At 57.9% G+C, this 14,750-nt stretch carries 14 protein-coding genes; 10 read left to right on the top strand and 4 right to left on the bottom strand.

Going from position 1 to position 14,750, the window contains the following annotated elements:
• Window positions 1-139: 139 nt before the first annotated feature.
• The 9 genes from G5168_RS10575 (at window position 140) to G5168_RS10535 (ending at window position 11,084) form a co-directional block, all read left to right on the top strand.
• Window positions 140-1,375 carry an HD-GYP domain-containing protein gene (locus tag G5168_RS10575; protein ID WP_421171966.1) on the top strand — a complete coding sequence of 412 codons (1,236 nt, stop codon included), beginning with the start codon at window positions 140-142 and terminating at the stop codon, window positions 1,373-1,375.
• A 353-nt stretch (window positions 1,376-1,728) separates the two neighbouring features.
• Window positions 1,729-3,399: a LytS/YhcK type 5TM receptor domain-containing protein gene (locus G5168_RS10570; protein ID WP_421252181.1), complete on the top strand. Its 1,671-nt coding sequence runs from the start codon at window positions 1,729-1,731 to the stop codon at window positions 3,397-3,399.
• Entirely contained in the window at window positions 3,396-4,100 is a 705-nt protein-coding gene (gene btsR, locus G5168_RS10565) for a two-component system response regulator BtsR (protein WP_005350523.1), read from the top strand. The genes G5168_RS10570 and btsR overlap by 4 nt, the downstream gene beginning before the upstream one ends.
• A 140-nt stretch (window positions 4,101-4,240) precedes the next feature.
• Window positions 4,241-5,662 carry a carbon starvation protein A gene (locus G5168_RS10560; protein ID WP_216954174.1) on the top strand — a complete coding sequence of 474 codons (1,422 nt, stop codon included), beginning with the start codon at window positions 4,241-4,243 and terminating at the stop codon, window positions 5,660-5,662.
• A gap of 223 nt (window positions 5,663-5,885) precedes the next feature.
• Window positions 5,886-6,224, top strand: coding sequence for a DUF3302 domain-containing protein (locus tag G5168_RS10555; protein ID WP_257124649.1), 339 nt, complete (start codon window positions 5,886-5,888; stop codon window positions 6,222-6,224).
• Window positions 6,225-6,227: 3 nt separating this feature from the next.
• Window positions 6,228-7,265, top strand: a complete 1,038-nt coding sequence (locus G5168_RS10550; protein ID WP_042055557.1) for an HlyD family secretion protein — start codon at window positions 6,228-6,230, stop codon at window positions 7,263-7,265.
• A gap of 115 nt (window positions 7,266-7,380) precedes the next feature.
• On the top strand, window positions 7,381-9,141 hold the full coding sequence (locus G5168_RS10545) for a DEAD/DEAH box helicase (RefSeq protein ID WP_421252180.1): 1,761 nt from the start codon (window positions 7,381-7,383) through the stop codon (window positions 9,139-9,141).
• A 112-nt stretch (window positions 9,142-9,253) separates the two neighbouring features.
• Window positions 9,254-10,693 (top strand): D-alanyl-D-alanine carboxypeptidase/D-alanyl-D-alanine endopeptidase, encoded by a 1,440-nt coding sequence (dacB, locus tag G5168_RS10540; RefSeq protein WP_005350510.1) that lies wholly within the window; start codon window positions 9,254-9,256, stop codon window positions 10,691-10,693.
• A gap of 94 nt (window positions 10,694-10,787) precedes the next feature.
• On the top strand, window positions 10,788-11,084 hold the full coding sequence (locus tag G5168_RS10535) for a GrxA family glutaredoxin (protein WP_223849348.1): 297 nt from the start codon (window positions 10,788-10,790) through the stop codon (window positions 11,082-11,084).
• A gap of 104 nt (window positions 11,085-11,188) precedes the next feature.
• Here G5168_RS10535 and G5168_RS10530 read toward each other — a convergent pair whose 3' ends face one another.
• Window positions 11,189-12,034: an endonuclease/exonuclease/phosphatase family protein gene (locus G5168_RS10530; protein ID WP_005337873.1), complete on the bottom strand. Its 846-nt coding sequence runs from the start codon at window positions 12,032-12,034 to the stop codon at window positions 11,189-11,191.
• A 107-nt stretch (window positions 12,035-12,141) separates the two neighbouring features.
• On the opposite strand from G5168_RS10530, the gene G5168_RS10525 reads away from it, so the two are divergent.
• Window positions 12,142-12,366 carry a hypothetical protein gene (locus tag G5168_RS10525; protein ID WP_005337874.1) on the top strand — a complete coding sequence of 75 codons (225 nt, stop codon included), beginning with the start codon at window positions 12,142-12,144 and terminating at the stop codon, window positions 12,364-12,366.
• Here G5168_RS10525 and yciA read toward each other — a convergent pair whose 3' ends face one another.
• The 3 genes from yciA to G5168_RS10510 all read right to left on the bottom strand — a co-directional run bounded on the left by yciA (window position 12,367) and on the right by G5168_RS10510 (window position 14,524).
• Window positions 12,367-12,771, bottom strand: a complete 405-nt coding sequence (gene yciA, locus G5168_RS10520; protein WP_005337875.1) for an acyl-CoA thioester hydrolase YciA — start codon at window positions 12,769-12,771, stop codon at window positions 12,367-12,369.
• 59 nt (window positions 12,772-12,830) lie between these two features.
• Window positions 12,831-13,649 carry an NAD-dependent epimerase/dehydratase family protein gene (locus tag G5168_RS10515; RefSeq protein WP_421252179.1) on the bottom strand — a complete coding sequence of 273 codons (819 nt, stop codon included), beginning with the start codon at window positions 13,647-13,649 and terminating at the stop codon, window positions 12,831-12,833.
• Between the two features lie 224 nt (window positions 13,650-13,873).
• A complete protein-coding gene (locus G5168_RS10510; protein ID WP_421252178.1) occupies window positions 13,874-14,524 on the bottom strand; it encodes a hypothetical protein in 651 nt (216 codons plus the stop codon).
• Window positions 14,525-14,750 lie beyond the last annotated feature (226 nt).

Genomic DNA, 14,750 nt, shown 5'->3' with positions numbered 1-14,750 from the left:
AGCAAATTAAGAGCCCTCTGATGCTAGTGCGCTTTATCACAGCGCGGGGGATCCCACTCCCCTTAATGGATTTTTAGTTGTCTATCCATCGGATTTTGCTAGCTTGTTGAGTAGGCATTCCAGAAATGCAGGTTAACCGATGGCACTGATCCAAGCCTCCATAGAACAGTTGCGGGTAGGCCACTATATCCATCTCCCCACCGGATGGACCAACCACCCGTTTATGTTCAATGCCTTCAAAATCAAAGATCAGCAGCAGCTGGATATCATCCGCCACCTTGATCTGAGCCTGATGATGGTGGATCCGGACAAGAGCGATCTGCCTATCGAGCCACTGTTGCGTGGCGATATCCCCGATGCCGGGCCTGATCTTGATGAACTGGAAGAGCTGATTGCCTCGGGCCCGCCCCCCTTTGACGAGAAAGCCTTTCGCCGCTCCATGCGCGCCGCCGACAAGGCCTTTGGCCAGTCCATGAGTGAGCTGCGCGATGCACTCGGGGCGCTCAACCTCAAACCGGATGAGGGGCTGGCCAATACCGCCCAGATCGTCCGCAATGCCGCCTTCACCCTCAGTCAGCATGAAGGGCCTCTCGGGCTCCACCTTATTCGCAGCCCCCACACCGATATCCTGCTGCAACACAGCCTCAATGTGGCTTTCATTGCCATGCTGATGGCACGCGAATTGGGGATGAATCCTATAGAACTGGAAGAGACGGGACTTGCGGGACTTATCCACGATATCGGTGAACTGAAGATCCCGAGCCAGATCACCCAAAAACGCGGGGATCTCAACAAGGCCGAGCAGAACTTCCTCAATATGCATCCCCAGTACGGATTTGACATGCTGACCCAGCTCAACGCCTTTGAACCGAAAATCCGTCAGGTCGCCCATCTGCACCACGAGCGGCTCGATGGCAGCGGGTATCCGCTCGGGATCAAGGGCGGGGAGATCCCGCCGCTGGCGCGGTTGATCGGGCTGGTCGACTTCTACGATGAGCTGCTCCATCCCCGCAACAGCGGCAACCCGGCCGCGCCGAGTCAGGCCATCAGCCAGCTCTACAAGTTATCCCAGAAGAAGTTCGACCAGAATCTGGTCAAGTTGCTGGTCAAAGTACTGGGGGTCTATCCGCCGGGATCACTGGTGAAACTCTCGGACGAGAGCATCGCGCTGGTGCTCTCTACCGAACCCACCATGCCCCTCAAGCCGAAGATCCTGCCCTATATCAAGGCCCAGCGGCCAGAAGCCGTCGCCATGATCGATCTGCGGGAAGATGAACGCACCATCACTGCTTTTATCAAACAGGAAGAGCTGGATGAGGGACAACGGCAGTTCTTCAACCTGACCCGCCGCTTCTGCTACTACTTTGCATTCTGAGTTATCCCCAGAAGCTGGGGATAACTCATTGGACAAACCGGAATAATTGCTCAAACCCCCATCAGAAGGTTGCCAACTGACCATGTATAAAAAACGCCCAGCCAAGGGGCCGGGCGGAGCATGCCACCTCCGTGTGGCGTATCCAGCGGATACATTCATGCTCCATCCATCAATATCAACCCGCTGCCGCTTACACAAATATCAATTTAACATGCTGATTTAATATGGTTTTATCCACTTGTTCTGGCAAACTGACGGCCCGTTGCGCCCAGTTGGGCCAACAGAACAAGATCCTGATCACACTTATTCACGGGCTGGCTATTTTTTCAGCTGGCTTATGAGGAGCGTTTTTTATGCAGTTGGTCCTCTCCTTGCTGCAACAGATGAGCGTCAGCCTGGTGATCGCCTATCTCTTCTCGAAAAGCCCGCTGCTGCGCCCGCTTGCCAACTATTCAGTGAGACTACCTCACAAGATACTGATATACATCATCTTTTCTAGCTTTTGTATCCTCGGCACCTATGTAGGCCTCGATATCGACGATGCCATCGCCAACACCCGGGCGGTAGGCGCCGTCTTGGGGGGATTATTGGGGGGACCGCTGGTGGGCTTTCTGGTGGGGCTGACCGGCGGTCTGCACCGCTATACGCTGGGGGGATTTACCGATCTCGCCTGCGCCATCTCCACCACCTGCGAGGGGTTGCTCGGGGGCATGGTGCACTGGCGCCTGATGCGCTCGGGACGAACGGATGCCCTGTTTGAACCGCGCATCGCCTTTTTTACCACCCTCTACGCCGAGATCATGCAGATGGTCATCATCCTGCTGGTGGCGACCCCGTTCGACAAATCCCTGCTGCTGGTGCGCACCATCGCCACCCCGATGATTCTGGCCAACTCCTGCGGCGCGGCGCTCTTTATCAGCATGATCCGCGACCAGCAGCGGATGTATGAGAAGTTCTCCCGGGTCTTCTCCGCCAAGGCGCTCAATATCGCCAACCGCACAGTGGGGATCATGAGTCAGGGCTTTACCCCGGAGGCGAGCAACAAGATTGCCCGCATCATTCAGGAGGAGACAGGCGTGGGGGCGGTCGCCATCACGGACACCGAGCAGATCCTCGCCTTTATCGGCACCGGCGAAGATCACCATCTGCCGGGTACCCCCATCGCGTCAGCCATCACCATGCAGGCCATCGCCCAGAACAAGGTGCTGTTTGCCGATGGCAACAGCCAGCCCTATCGCTGCAGCCTCTCCTCCGCATGCCAGCTGGGTTCGGTGCTGGTGATCCCGCTGCAGGGGGACAAAGGAGTGATCGGCACCATCAAGCTCTACGAGCCGAAGAAGCGGCTGTTTCTCAAGATCAACCACACCCTGGGGGAAGGGATTGCCAACCTGCTGTCACAGCAGTTGCTGGCCGGTCGGCTGGAGCAGCATCAGCGGCTGCTGGTGCAGTCCGAGTTGAAACTTATCCAGGCCCAGATCAACCCCCACTTTCTGTTCAACACCCTCAACACCATCAGTGCCATCACCCGGCGCGATCCGGACAAGGCGCGGGATCTGCTGCTGCATCTTTCGCTCTTTTTTCGCAAGAACCTCAAGCGCCAGAGCAGCCTTGCGACCCTGCAGGAAGAGCAGGAGCACTGCCAATCCTATCTGGAGATCGAGCTGGCCCGCTTTGGCGATCGGCTGACGGTGATAAACGAGATCCCGCCCCACGTGGCCACACTGCGACTGCCCAGCTTCACCCTGCAACCGCTGATCGAGAATGCCATCAAGCACGGCATCTCGACCCTTCTGGAGCAAGGGCGCATTCGCCTTTATACCGATGAGCATCCCACCAGTGTCACCATCCATGTGGAAGATAATGCAGGCACCTGGCAAGCGCACCCCGCTGGCGACGGCCTGGGCATGACCATTGTCGATCGGCGACTGAAAAGCGCCTTTGGCGAGCGCTATGGCGTGACTATTGCCTGCGAGCCGGAACAGTGGACCCGGGTCTCGTTCACCATCCCCAAGGAGCAACCATGATCCGCACCCTGATAGTCGATGACGAACACTATGCCCGCGAAGAGCTGAGGCAGCAGCTGGCCTGCGATCCTGCCATCGAGATCGTGGGGGAAGCGGCCAACGCCATCGAGGCGCTGCCGCTTATTCAGCGCCTCAAGCCCGATGTGGTGTTCCTCGATATCCAGATGCCCAAGCTGAGCGGCATGGAGCTGGTCGCCATGCTCGACCCCCTGCCCCGCATCGTCTTTGTCACCGCTTTTGACGAATATGCCATTCAGGCCTTTGAAGAGAACGCCTTCGACTACCTGCTCAAACCGGTGGAGCCCGCTCGGCTCGCCAAGACCCTCGCTCGCCTCAAGCAGGATATCTCCCCGCAGCCCATCGAGCGGCTGGCCCCGACTATCGAACATATTCCGGGCTATCTGCACAATCGGGTCAGGCTGCTGCCCATCGCGCAGGTGGAGTATGCCTTCTCCGATCTGGGCGGGGTCCATGTGGCCTGTCAGGGCGAGCTGTTCCACACCCAGCTCACCCTCAAATCGCTGGAAGAAAAGAGCCCGCTGCTGCGCTGCCACCGCCAGTATCTGGTCTCCCCCAACGCCATCTTCGAGATCCGGCTGCTGGATAACCAGCTGGCAGAGATTGTCACCCCGAGCGGCGCCCGGGTGCCGGTCAGTCGTCGCTATCTCAAGGAGCTCAAAGATCAGCTGGGGCTGGACTGAGCCACGGAGTGTGCGCCTGATCACAGCCGCCGACCGCTCGGCGCGCCAAAGCGCCGCTCGGGGAGTTTCACCTGCCAGACAGGCGCAACCGTTTTAGACTCGCTCTGCACACTAAAAAATAACAATGCAGGAGCGTAGCAATGATCTGGTTCTTCCTCTGTGTCGGCTTACTTGTGGCCGGCTACTTCATATACGGCAAATTCATCGAACGGATATTCAGCCCGAAACCCGAGCTGAAAACCCCCGCCATCACCATGGCTGACGGGGTGGACTATGTCCCGATGTCGGACAAGAAAGTCTATCTGGTTCAACTGCTCAACATCGCAGGTGTCGGCCCTATCTTCGGCCCCATCCTGGGTGCCCTCTACGGCCCGGTCGCCATGCTGTGGATCGTCTTTGGCTGCATCTTCGCCGGTGCAGTACATGACTACTTCTCCGGCATGCTATCGGTACGCGCCAAGGGGGCCTCGGTGCCAACCGTGGTCGGTGAGCATCTTGGCACCGCCGCCAAGCACTTCATGAACCTGTTTGCCGTGGTGCTGCTGATGCTGGTGGGCGTGGTATTCGTGCTGAGCCCGGCAGGGCTGCTCGCCAACCTCACCTCCACCGATCTGGTCTACTGGATCGTGGCAATCTTTGCCTACTACATCCTCGCGACCATAGTCCCCATCGACAAGATCATCGGCCGCTTCTACCCCATCTTCGGCGCCCTGCTGGTCTTCATGTCGGTCGGCCTCATCGTTGGCCTGATCGCCTCCGGCAAAGGCTTCTACAACACCGGGATGGACTTCTCCAACCTGCACCCGACCGAACTGCCGCTCTGGCCGCTGCTCTTCATCACCATCGCCTGTGGCGCGGTATCCGGCTTCCACGCCACCCAGTCACCGCTGATGGCGCGCTGCATGCAGAACGAAAAATCCGGCCGCTTCATCTTCTACGGTGCAATGATCGGTGAAGGGATCATCGCCCTTATCTGGTGCACCCTGGGTCTCTCCTTCTACGACAGCACCGAAGCACTCAACGCCACCATGGCCAACGGCGGCCCGGCAGCCGTGGTACACGAAGTATCCACCAGCCTGCTCGGCACCGTGGGCGGTATTCTGGCCATCCTCGGCGTGGTGATCCTGCCCATCACCTCCGGTGACACCGCGTTTCGCAGTGCTCGCCTGATCGTGGCGGACTTCCTGAAGATGACCCAGAAGCCGCTGGCCAAGCGTCTGCTGATCGCCATCCCCATGTTTATCCTTGGCTTCATCATCTCCAAGGCTGAATTCGGGGTGATCTGGCGCTACTTTGGCTGGGCCAACCAGACCACCGCTGTCATCATGCTGTGGGCTGCGGCTGCCTACCTCATCAAAGAGGGCAAGCTGCACTGGGTCTGCACCATTCCCGCCATGTTCATGACTGCTGTCGTGATCACCTATCTGGCCAACGCCCCCATCGGGTTCGGGCTGGAGATGGGAACCTCCACCATCATCGGCCTGACGGCAACGGCGGCCATTACCGTGGCCTTCCTGATGAAGTTCCGCCAGCCCTTGGTCAGCAGTACCAGCGAAGGGTAAAACAGCAAAAAATTGCTGCGAAAGCAGCACAAAAAAGGCGCCTGATGGCGCCTTTTTTAATGACAAAAAGACTAATAAGACAACTGTCGAACGGCTTCAGCTTTAATACAGCGAATAGCTTTAAGATTCCGGGCAAACTGACGATAAATGTGTGATTCTTAATTGCTTTAGTGCTTGTTGGACCCCATGATTAAGCTGTGCGTCATGCCAGTGGAGGTTATAAATGGCCCTTGATTATTTTGCCCTTGGTCTGCTCGTCTTTGTCGGGCTAGTCATTTTTTATGGCGTCATCGTTATCCATGATATTCCTTACGAGATTGCCAAACATCGGAATCACCCTCATCAGGATGCCATTCACGTGGCAGGTTGGGTCAGCCTGTTTACCCTGCATGTGCTGTGGCCCTTCCTCTGGATCTGGGCAACCCTCTATCGCCCCGATCGCGGCTGGGGCTTTAGCCAGCGGCTGCAAGAAGATGAAGAGGAGCTGGCGGCCCTCAAGCAGGAGTTGGCGGATCTGAAGAGCCGTATCAACACTATCGAACAGAGTGAGCAACAGGGATAAACCATGGACCTGCTACTGATCCTGACCTACACGGCACTGTGTGTCGCTATATTCAAAATCTTCCGCATCCCGCTCAACAAGTGGACCGTCCCCACCGCAGCACTGGGCGGCGTGCTGCTCATCGGCACCCTGATCATGCTGATGAACTACAACCACCCCTACTCCGAGATGGCGCGCAACTACTACGTCTCCACCCCCATAGTGCCGCTGGTCAAGGGCCGGGTGGTTGAGGTGCCGGTACAGGCCAACCAGCCGGTGAAAAAAGGGGATGTGCTGTTTCGCCTTGATGACGAGCCGTTCCGCCTGAAAGTGGAGAGCCTCACCGCACGGGTCGAATCCAACCGCGAGCACCTCAAGTCCATCGAGGCGAGACTGCGCTCCGCCAGACTGGATCGGGATCGTGCCAGCGACCTGATGCGCCGTGGCGTGGGCAAGCAGCGTGACCTCGACGTCACCCAAGCCAACGTGGACGACATCGTGGCCCAAATTGACCAGCAGAAAGCCACCCTGAACGATCTGCAGGCCCAGCTGATGGAAGCCAAGTACCAGCAGTCCCAAACCGTGGTCTATGCCCCGAGCGATGGTCATGTGGTGCAATTGGCCCTGCGCCCCGGCATGATCGCCACCCCCTTCATGTATCGTCCGGTGATGACCTTCATCCACAAGGATGACACCGCCTACGTCGGCTGGTTCTGGCAGAACAGCATGCAGCGACTGGCGGTGGGCGATGAGGCCGAAGTGGTGATCGATGGCGTACCCGGCAAGATCTTCAAAGGCAAGGTAACCGCCGTGGTTCCGGCCATTGCCGCCGGTAACGTGCAGGCCAACGCCGGTCTGCTGGATCAAACCACTGCGGTGCGCCCGGGTCGTCTGCCGGTGGTTATCTCCATCACCGACCCCGAGTGGGCCAAGTATCAGGTAATAGCAGGCTCCAGCGGGCAGGCTGCCATCTATACCCACTACTTCCACCATGTATCTGTGATGCGCAAAGTACTGCTGCGCATGGCAAGCTGGATGAACTACATCTTCCCGTTCCATTGATCAGCACCCAAGCACCCTGCGGGCCGGCATCATGCCGGCCCGCTGTTTTTGTGACGGCAAGCACCCTATAATGGCGCCATCTTGCACCACCCCACATCGACATACCCAAGCCTGCATGTTCGTTCTCAGACCCTATCAGACCGACGCCGTCAATGCCGTGATCAGCCACTTTCGCCAACACCCGGATCCCGCCGTGGTAGTGCTGCCAACTGGTGCCGGCAAGAGTCTGGTGATTGCCGAGCTGGCCCGCAAGGCGCGCGGTCGGGTGCTGGTGCTGGCCCACGTCAAGGAGCTGGTGGAGCAGAACCATGCCAAGTACGAGGCGTGGGGGCTCAAGGCCGACATCTTCGCCGCCGGTCTGGATCGCAAGGAGGCAAGCGCCCAGGTGGTGTTTGGCTCGGTGCAGTCGGTAGCGCGCAATCTGGCTGCCTTCGACGGGGCGTTTTCGCTGCTGATCATCGACGAGTGCCATCGGGTCTCGCTCGATGACGACAGCCAGTACCATCAGGTGATCGACCATCTCAAGGCTGCCAATCCGGCCCTCAAGATCCTCGGCCTCACCGCGACCCCCTATCGGCTCGGGCTGGGCTGGATCTACCGGCGCCACTACCACGGCATGGTCAAAAGCCACGGCGAGCGGCTGTTTGGCGACTGCGTGTTCGAGCTGCCCTTGCGTTTTATGGTCAAAAACGGCTACCTGACGCCGCCGCGCATGGTGGATGCCCCCATCGTCCACTACGACTTCAGCAAGCTGGTGGCGCGGGAGAATGGCCTCTTTAGCGAGGCGGATCTCAACGGCGAGCTCAAACGCCAGCAGCGGGTCACCCCCCATATCCTGAGTCAGGTGCTGGAGTATGCCGCCGACCGGCAGGGGGTGATGATCTTCGCCGCCACCGTCGAGCACGCCCGCGAAATTCACGGCCTGCTGGGCGCCAGAGGCCAGCAGGCGGCCCTTATCACCGGCGAAACGCCGGGGCCGGAGCGCGATGCCCTCATCAACGCCTTCAAGGCGCGCGAGCTCAAGTTTCTGGTCAACGTGGCGGTGCTCACCACCGGCTTTGATGCCCCCCATGTCGATCTTATCGTGATGCTCAGGCCCACTGAGTCGGTCTCCCTCTACCAGCAGATCGTCGGGCGGGGCCTGCGTCTCTCGCCGGGCAAGAGCGATTGTCTGGTGCTCGACTATGCGGGCAACAACTTCAACCTGTTCGCCCCCGAAGTGGGGGAGCCCCGCCCCCACGCCGGTACCGAGCCGGTACAGGTGCCCTGCCCCGCCTGCGGCTTTGCCAACACCTTCTGGGGCAAAACCGACGAGGATGGCAAGGTGATCGAGCACTACGGTCGCCGCTGTCAGGGGCTGTTTGAAGATGATGAGGGCAACCGCGAGGAGTGCGACTACCGCTTTCGCGCCAAGATCTGCCCCGGCTGCGGTGCGGAGAACGACATCGCCGCCCGCCGCTGCCAGAGCTGCGATCAGCTGCTGGTGGACCCTGACGACAAGCTCAAAGAGGCGCTCAATCTCAAGGATTGCATGGTGATCCGCTGCGCCGGGCTAACCCTCACAGCCGGGCGCGGCAAACAGGGGGAGCGGCTGGAGGTGACCTACCACGATGAGGATGGGCTGACCCTCAGTGAATACTTCGGATTTCACTCCCCGGGCGCACGGCGCTTGTTTCAACAGCACTTTGTGCGTCATCATTGGCCCGCCCCGGGGCTGGAGCCTGAATTTGCCACCCTGGCGAGCGTGCTGGCCGCGCAAAGCCAGTTCCGTCATCCGGATTTTGTCATCGCCCGCAAATCGGGTCGCTTCTGGCAGATAAAAGAGAAAATTTTTGATTATGAGGGCCGCTATCGTACCGCCAACTCGATGGCATGATGGCGACCGGCATACATGGCATGAATTGCGTTATCCCGTCGATCCCGCATCGGCGGGTTGAATTATCAGGGTCGGCACCACTGCCGGGCCCTTCGTCACGTTAGAGGATGTTATGCAGCGGCTGTTGATTGGTTTTTGTGCTCTCTTTTCTTCTCTGGCTGCTCACGCCGCCCCGCTGACGCCACCTCAGGGTGGCCAGTACGCCATCATGGTGCAGGGCAATAACGGCGTCGAGTTCGCCCGCCACGCGGATCAGATGATCGCCCCCGCCTCCACCATGAAGGTGCTCACCGCGCTGGCAGCTCGCCTCGAGCTGGGTGCCGATTTCCGCTTCGCCACCGATATTCAGGCCCAACCCGGTGCCAAACAGGGTGACACCATCAACGGCGATATCTGGATCAACTTCGTCGGCGACCCCACCCTCTCCCGCATGGATCTGCTGGCCCTGTTCAAACAGCTCGGCGTCACCAGCATCAAGGGCAATGTCTACGTCAACACCGGCGCCTACAACGGCTACGAACGCGGCAACGGCTGGTCGTGGGGGGATCAGACCCTCTGCTTCGCCGCTCCCGTCTCCTCGGTCATCATCGACAAGAACTGCGCCTACGGCACCATCACTGCCACCCAGATTGGCAAACCGGCGGTCGGCAATGTAGCTACCGGCGTCCCCATCGGCATCGGTGCCGACAACGTGGAGGTGATGAGCTATGGCGATATGGCGCGCCAGTTCTGCGCACTGGAAGTGGACATGGCCAAGGGCAACTTCTACGAGCTCAAGGGCTGCATCACCCCGAACAAGGAGCCGCAGGGTCTGCGTTTCGCCATTCACGACGTGGAAGCCTGGGGCTGGGACAACATCCGCTGGGCGATGAACCGTGCCGGTATCAAGCATGATGGCCTGCTGCGGGTCACCCACAAGGCCCCTGAAGGGGCTGAGACCCTCGGTACCCACTACTCGGTCTCCCTGCCGGTGATGCTCGCCAAGATGCTGAAGAAATCGGACAACCTCTATGCCGACACCTTCCTTAAAACCGTGGGCCGTCACTACTACAACAAGCCGGGCAGCTATCGCAGCGGCACCATGGCAGTGCGCGCCATCCTGACCAAGAACGGGATCGATCTGGGCAATGCCACCCTGGCTGACGGCTCCGGTCTCTCCGCTCACAATCTCATCAGCGCCCGTCAGATGATGTCGGTGCTGAACTTCATCCAGAAAAATGATGCCGAGCTTGGCCTGATCAAGCTGCTGCCAAGCTCCCAGGTGGATGGCACCCTGGCGTGGCGGCGCAGTGTCACCGCCCCCATGATGAAGAACAAGGTGCACGCCAAGACCGGCACCATCACCGGCACCTCCAATCTGGTGGGCTTTATCGACACTGCGGGCGGCCAGCGCAAGGCGTTCGTGATGTTCCAGCGCGGCCTGTCCCAAGATCCGGCCACCCATGAGCGCTACCGTGCCAGCAAGGCGCCGTGGCCCTGGACTGTATTCGAGAAGGGGGTGCTGGAGAGCATCTATCAGCAGCAGCCGATCCAGATCGCCGATGAGAGCTGAGCCAATAGGCCCACTCGAATCACGGTATCGATAATTTCGGCTTCAAGTCGCCACGAGGCAGGGCTATGCTGTTGCCTGCCTCATATCAACGGCCATACATAAACGGCTTAAAAAACGGAGAGAAAATATGTTTGCAGTGATTTTTGGTCGCCCGGGTTGCCCCTACTGTGTCCGTGCCGTACAGATCGCCGAGCAGCTGACCGAACAGCGCGATGACTTCAAATTCCGCTACGTGGATATCCATGCCGAAGGGATCACCAAAGAAGATCTGGCCAAGAGCGCCGGCAAGCCGGTCAATACCGTGCCGCAGATCTTCCTGGATGAGCAGCACATCGGTGGCTGCACCGATTTCGAAGCCTACGCCAAAGCGAATCTGGGTCTCTACCAGTAATGCCAGCGGGTCATCCCGAGCGGGTTGACCGCCAGATCGTATAAAAAAATCCGGCGCTATCAGGCGCCGGATTTTTTTATGAGCGGAAATTGCACCATCTCTTGTCAGGGAGTCACAGACTGGGCGGCAAAGCGCGCAATGATGGGGTTGTGATCCGAACTGTCGGTCGCCGGTGAACTCACCTCGACCAAATCCAGATTGCGGTAGTAGAGGTGATCCAGCGGACGACCGAAGGCGGTGCGACGCAAGTCAGGCACCGGCACGGCCTCTTGCAGACCCAGCTCGTCCACCAGCTTGTTCAGCCAGAACTGACGTTTGTCACTCCAGGTGTTGAAATCACCGGCCAGGATCACCGGCCCCTGATGACGACGCACCAAGGCAGTCAGATCGTTGAGCTGCTCGCGGAATGTGGCCATCCCCAGCTCGAAATTGACCGCATGGATATTGATGACCATGACGCCGTCAGGATCGCCCTGCAGCGGATAGAGGCTCACCAGCCCGGATTTGGGGATGCGCAGCAAGGGCTCGGGGGAGCGCACGCCACAGACGAACGCCTGCGGGGTCTTGGCCACCGTCATCACCCCGAACGACACGCCGCCCTGGGTGAAGGCTTGCAGCTGTTGCCACTGGAAATCACCGGCCCGCAGCCAGTCGAGCATATCGGGACGGGTGGCCGACTCTTGCAGCAGCACCAGATCCTGCCCCTTGGCATAACTGTCCATCCCTTCGCGCCAGTTTTTGCGCTGGCCCTTGTAGAGATTCCACACCGTCACCCCGAATTCACGAGGCAGCGCCGTGGTCGCCAACGCTACCAGCGGCGGACGCTGGCAGTCGAGTCCCGGCACAATCCCTTGAGCAGTGACCAGATGGTTCTGATCCGGCACCTCAAAACAGCCTACCAACCCCAGGGTCAGCAGGGAGGTGCCAAGAATGCGATAACTATTTTTCATTGGCTAACAACCGCCCGCCTTTGCTTTTTGTTGCGACCATCACAAACGTCATCCACGCCGACTAAGCTGATAGTCCCTGTTCCACCCAACCAGAAGGACGCTGTCTCATGGCGAAAGAACTTCGGTACAACGTGACGTTTTATGATCAACAAGGAAATTGTCATCAAGTGGAGCTGGCCACCGTCTATCAGATAAGACGGGACCCTCAATGCGATCTCTGCCTGTTTGACACCCTGCAATATGTGGGCTCGGAAGAGATGCTGGAACGCATGATACGGCAAAAAACCGGGCTTGAGCAGGAAATATCCATCATCAATGCCCGGCTGATTTAATCAGGCACTCACCGGAACCGGGCGGGATTTGCCCTGTTCGTCGATGGCGACATAGGTGAAGATCCCCTCGGTCACACAGTAACGCTGGGCATCGTTCTCCCGCAGTACCGGCTTGACCCACACCTCCAGCTTGAGCTTCATGGAGCTGCGCCCGATCTTCATGCAGCGGCCGTAGCAGCAGACCACATCGCCCACCTTGACCGGACTGTGGAAGGTCATGCCTTCGACGGATACGGTACAAATACGTCCTTTTGCCAGCTCCTTGGCCATAATGCCCCCACCTATATCCATCTGGGACATGATCCAGCCACCAAAGATGTCACCATTGGGGTTGGTATCGGCTGGCATTGCCAGGGTTCTCAGCAACAACTCCCCATCGGGGTGACGTTTTGTATCTACCATCATTACCGCCTCTCTCTCATGGATGGCGGCATGATAGGGGGCGATCACCCCCTTGGCAAACCTCAATTGCCCGAGGCGGCAAGCTCGGCAAACCAGTGGGCCGGATCGGGCCAGCGATAGTTGAATCCCATCTGCTGGCAAATCAGCTGGCCGTCGATGGGCTGAAATTCACCGGCAGGCTCGATAAAGACCGGCACAGGCAGCCCCTGCTGACGCGCCGCAAAGGGGTAGAACTGCTCGCGGCGCGGGTGCACCGGCGCGCTCAGGTTGAAGACATCCCCGTCCTTGCCCCGCTCCAGCAGCAGCATGCAAGCCGCCACCACATCGTCCAGATGGACCAGATTGACCGACTGGGCGCCGCCATCCAGGGTCTTGCCCGCGAGGAAACGGCCGGGATGGCGATCCGGGCCATAAAGGCCGGAGGGGCGCACTATCATCACCGACTCGAAACCGGCCGCCAGCACCGCCCGCTCCGCTGCCAGCATCCGCTCGCCACGGGCATGGCGGGGTTGGGGTTCTTCCCCCTCCTGCTGCCCTGCGCCCCATACCGAGGTGGCGCTGACAAACAGCACTCGCCGGGTGCCGCTCGCTTTGGCAAGCTGACAGGCCTTTGCTACCGCCTGCGGATAGTCATCGGTCTTGCTAGGCGGTACGCAGATAACCAGCGATTCGCAGGGGATGGGCCACGCATCCGACATATGGGCAGAAATCGTCAGCGGATGGGCAGCGATCCCCTCCCCCCGCAGACGTACCGCCTTCTCGGCGCTGCTGACCGTCACCGCGACCTGCTTGCCTGCCGCCAGCAGAGCCCGCGCCAGCGGCAACCCGAGCCACCCCGCCCCCAGAATGCCGATCGTCCCGGCGAAATGTTGTTCTGTCATTGTCCCTTCTCCTGCTTGACGCTATTTGCCCCGCAGCTTACCTGCCTTGGTAGGAAAAGGAAGCCTGATGCTGTAGATAGGAGGATTATGCCAAAGTGGCGGTATATTGTGTCGTGCTTTGGAGGCATTCCTTGTCTAACGTTCCTTCTTATCTACACATTTTTCTAATACCGACCACCCAATATATTTTTCACCAAAAAAACATTATTTCTACATAGTCCGTTCTATTTTGGGTGAACAAAAAAGCCTGCGTACTTTCGTCTATATCTCAAATCTAAAAACTTTTGAGTATTTAACACTCTGACTTTTAACTTGGAGAACTCGTCAAACATACTAGCTTGCTTACTCTTATCAACGTTGTAATACCAATATACTTGGCTTTGAAGTGCCCCCGCGACAACAAAAGCATTAGATACTTCTTTCAATATGCTCTCATGGTTTTTTTCGAATTCCGGAACTAGGCTTACCCCCCAAAAGCTCAACTCTGATTTTGTCCTTGCCAACTTATTAGCCTTTGCCATCAGTTTATGACGAGCTTCGTTACGACCAGCTAGCAATGAATCACTCTGCTCACGATTAATTGGTATGCAGCCAGCTTGTGGGACACATTGTTCAAAAGGGGACATTAGTTCATAAAGCGACTCTGATATGTCCACCAAACAGGATATATAATCCTTTGAAGTCTGATAGGCATCTTCTCTTTTCTTTGAGTCTAGCCATCTTGAATAAGTCCTATATACGATAATTGTCGCCACAACGGTGGCGAACGTAGTAATAACATCAGTCCATTTTACTTCCTTTATTAAAAATTGATAATCAGGAGCATCTATGATTACTCCTAATAAAAACACCATCGTGTAACTTAAAAATCTCAAACTGCCTCCAAAATAAAGCAAAGCGGACTATTCAATATACGAAAACTGTTCATATATCACATAATATGTCATATATCCTGTCCAGCTTATCCTAACATATCAACACATCACTTTGGTTTTCATGATATCACCACGGCTACGCCTGTAGTTGCTATCAGATAGTGAGTAGTGACATCCAATTGTCGCCCGGTATAAAAAGCGGGCCAATGGCCCGCTTGGTTATATT

Origin of the sequence: Aeromonas sp. 600724 (assembly GCF_049175135.1) — a bacterium.
GTDB classification, from domain to species: Bacteria; Pseudomonadota; Gammaproteobacteria; order Enterobacterales; family Aeromonadaceae; genus Aeromonas; species Aeromonas veronii_A.
Note: the sequence above shows the minus strand (reverse complement) of the source record. Positions and strands in the feature narration are given on the sequence as shown.

Excerpts from the sequence above, each read along its gene's own strand:
- G5168_RS10575 (WP_421171966.1), top strand. The coding sequence starts at position 140 with ATGGCACTGATCCAAGCCTCCATAGAACAGTTGCGGGTAGGCCACTAT.
- G5168_RS10570 (WP_421252181.1), top strand. The coding sequence starts at position 1,729 with ATGCAGTTGGTCCTCTCCTTGCTGCAACAGATGAGCGTCAGCCTGGTG.
- btsR (WP_005350523.1), top strand. The coding sequence starts at position 3,396 with ATGATCCGCACCCTGATAGTCGATGACGAACACTATGCCCGCGAAGAG.
- G5168_RS10560 (WP_216954174.1), top strand. The coding sequence starts at position 4,241 with ATGATCTGGTTCTTCCTCTGTGTCGGCTTACTTGTGGCCGGCTACTTC.
- G5168_RS10555 (WP_257124649.1), top strand. The coding sequence starts at position 5,886 with ATGGCCCTTGATTATTTTGCCCTTGGTCTGCTCGTCTTTGTCGGGCTA.
- G5168_RS10550 (WP_042055557.1), top strand. The coding sequence starts at position 6,228 with ATGGACCTGCTACTGATCCTGACCTACACGGCACTGTGTGTCGCTATA.
- G5168_RS10545 (WP_421252180.1), top strand. The coding sequence starts at position 7,381 with ATGTTCGTTCTCAGACCCTATCAGACCGACGCCGTCAATGCCGTGATC.
- dacB (WP_005350510.1), top strand. The coding sequence starts at position 9,254 with ATGCAGCGGCTGTTGATTGGTTTTTGTGCTCTCTTTTCTTCTCTGGCT.
- G5168_RS10530 (WP_005337873.1), bottom strand. The coding sequence starts at position 12,034 with ATGAAAAATAGTTATCGCATTCTTGGCACCTCCCTGCTGACCCTGGGG.
- G5168_RS10525 (WP_005337874.1), top strand. The coding sequence starts at position 12,142 with ATGGCGAAAGAACTTCGGTACAACGTGACGTTTTATGATCAACAAGGA.
- yciA (WP_005337875.1), bottom strand. The coding sequence starts at position 12,771 with ATGATGGTAGATACAAAACGTCACCCCGATGGGGAGTTGTTGCTGAGA.
- G5168_RS10515 (WP_421252179.1), bottom strand. The coding sequence starts at position 13,649 with ATGACAGAACAACATTTCGCCGGGACGATCGGCATTCTGGGGGCGGGG.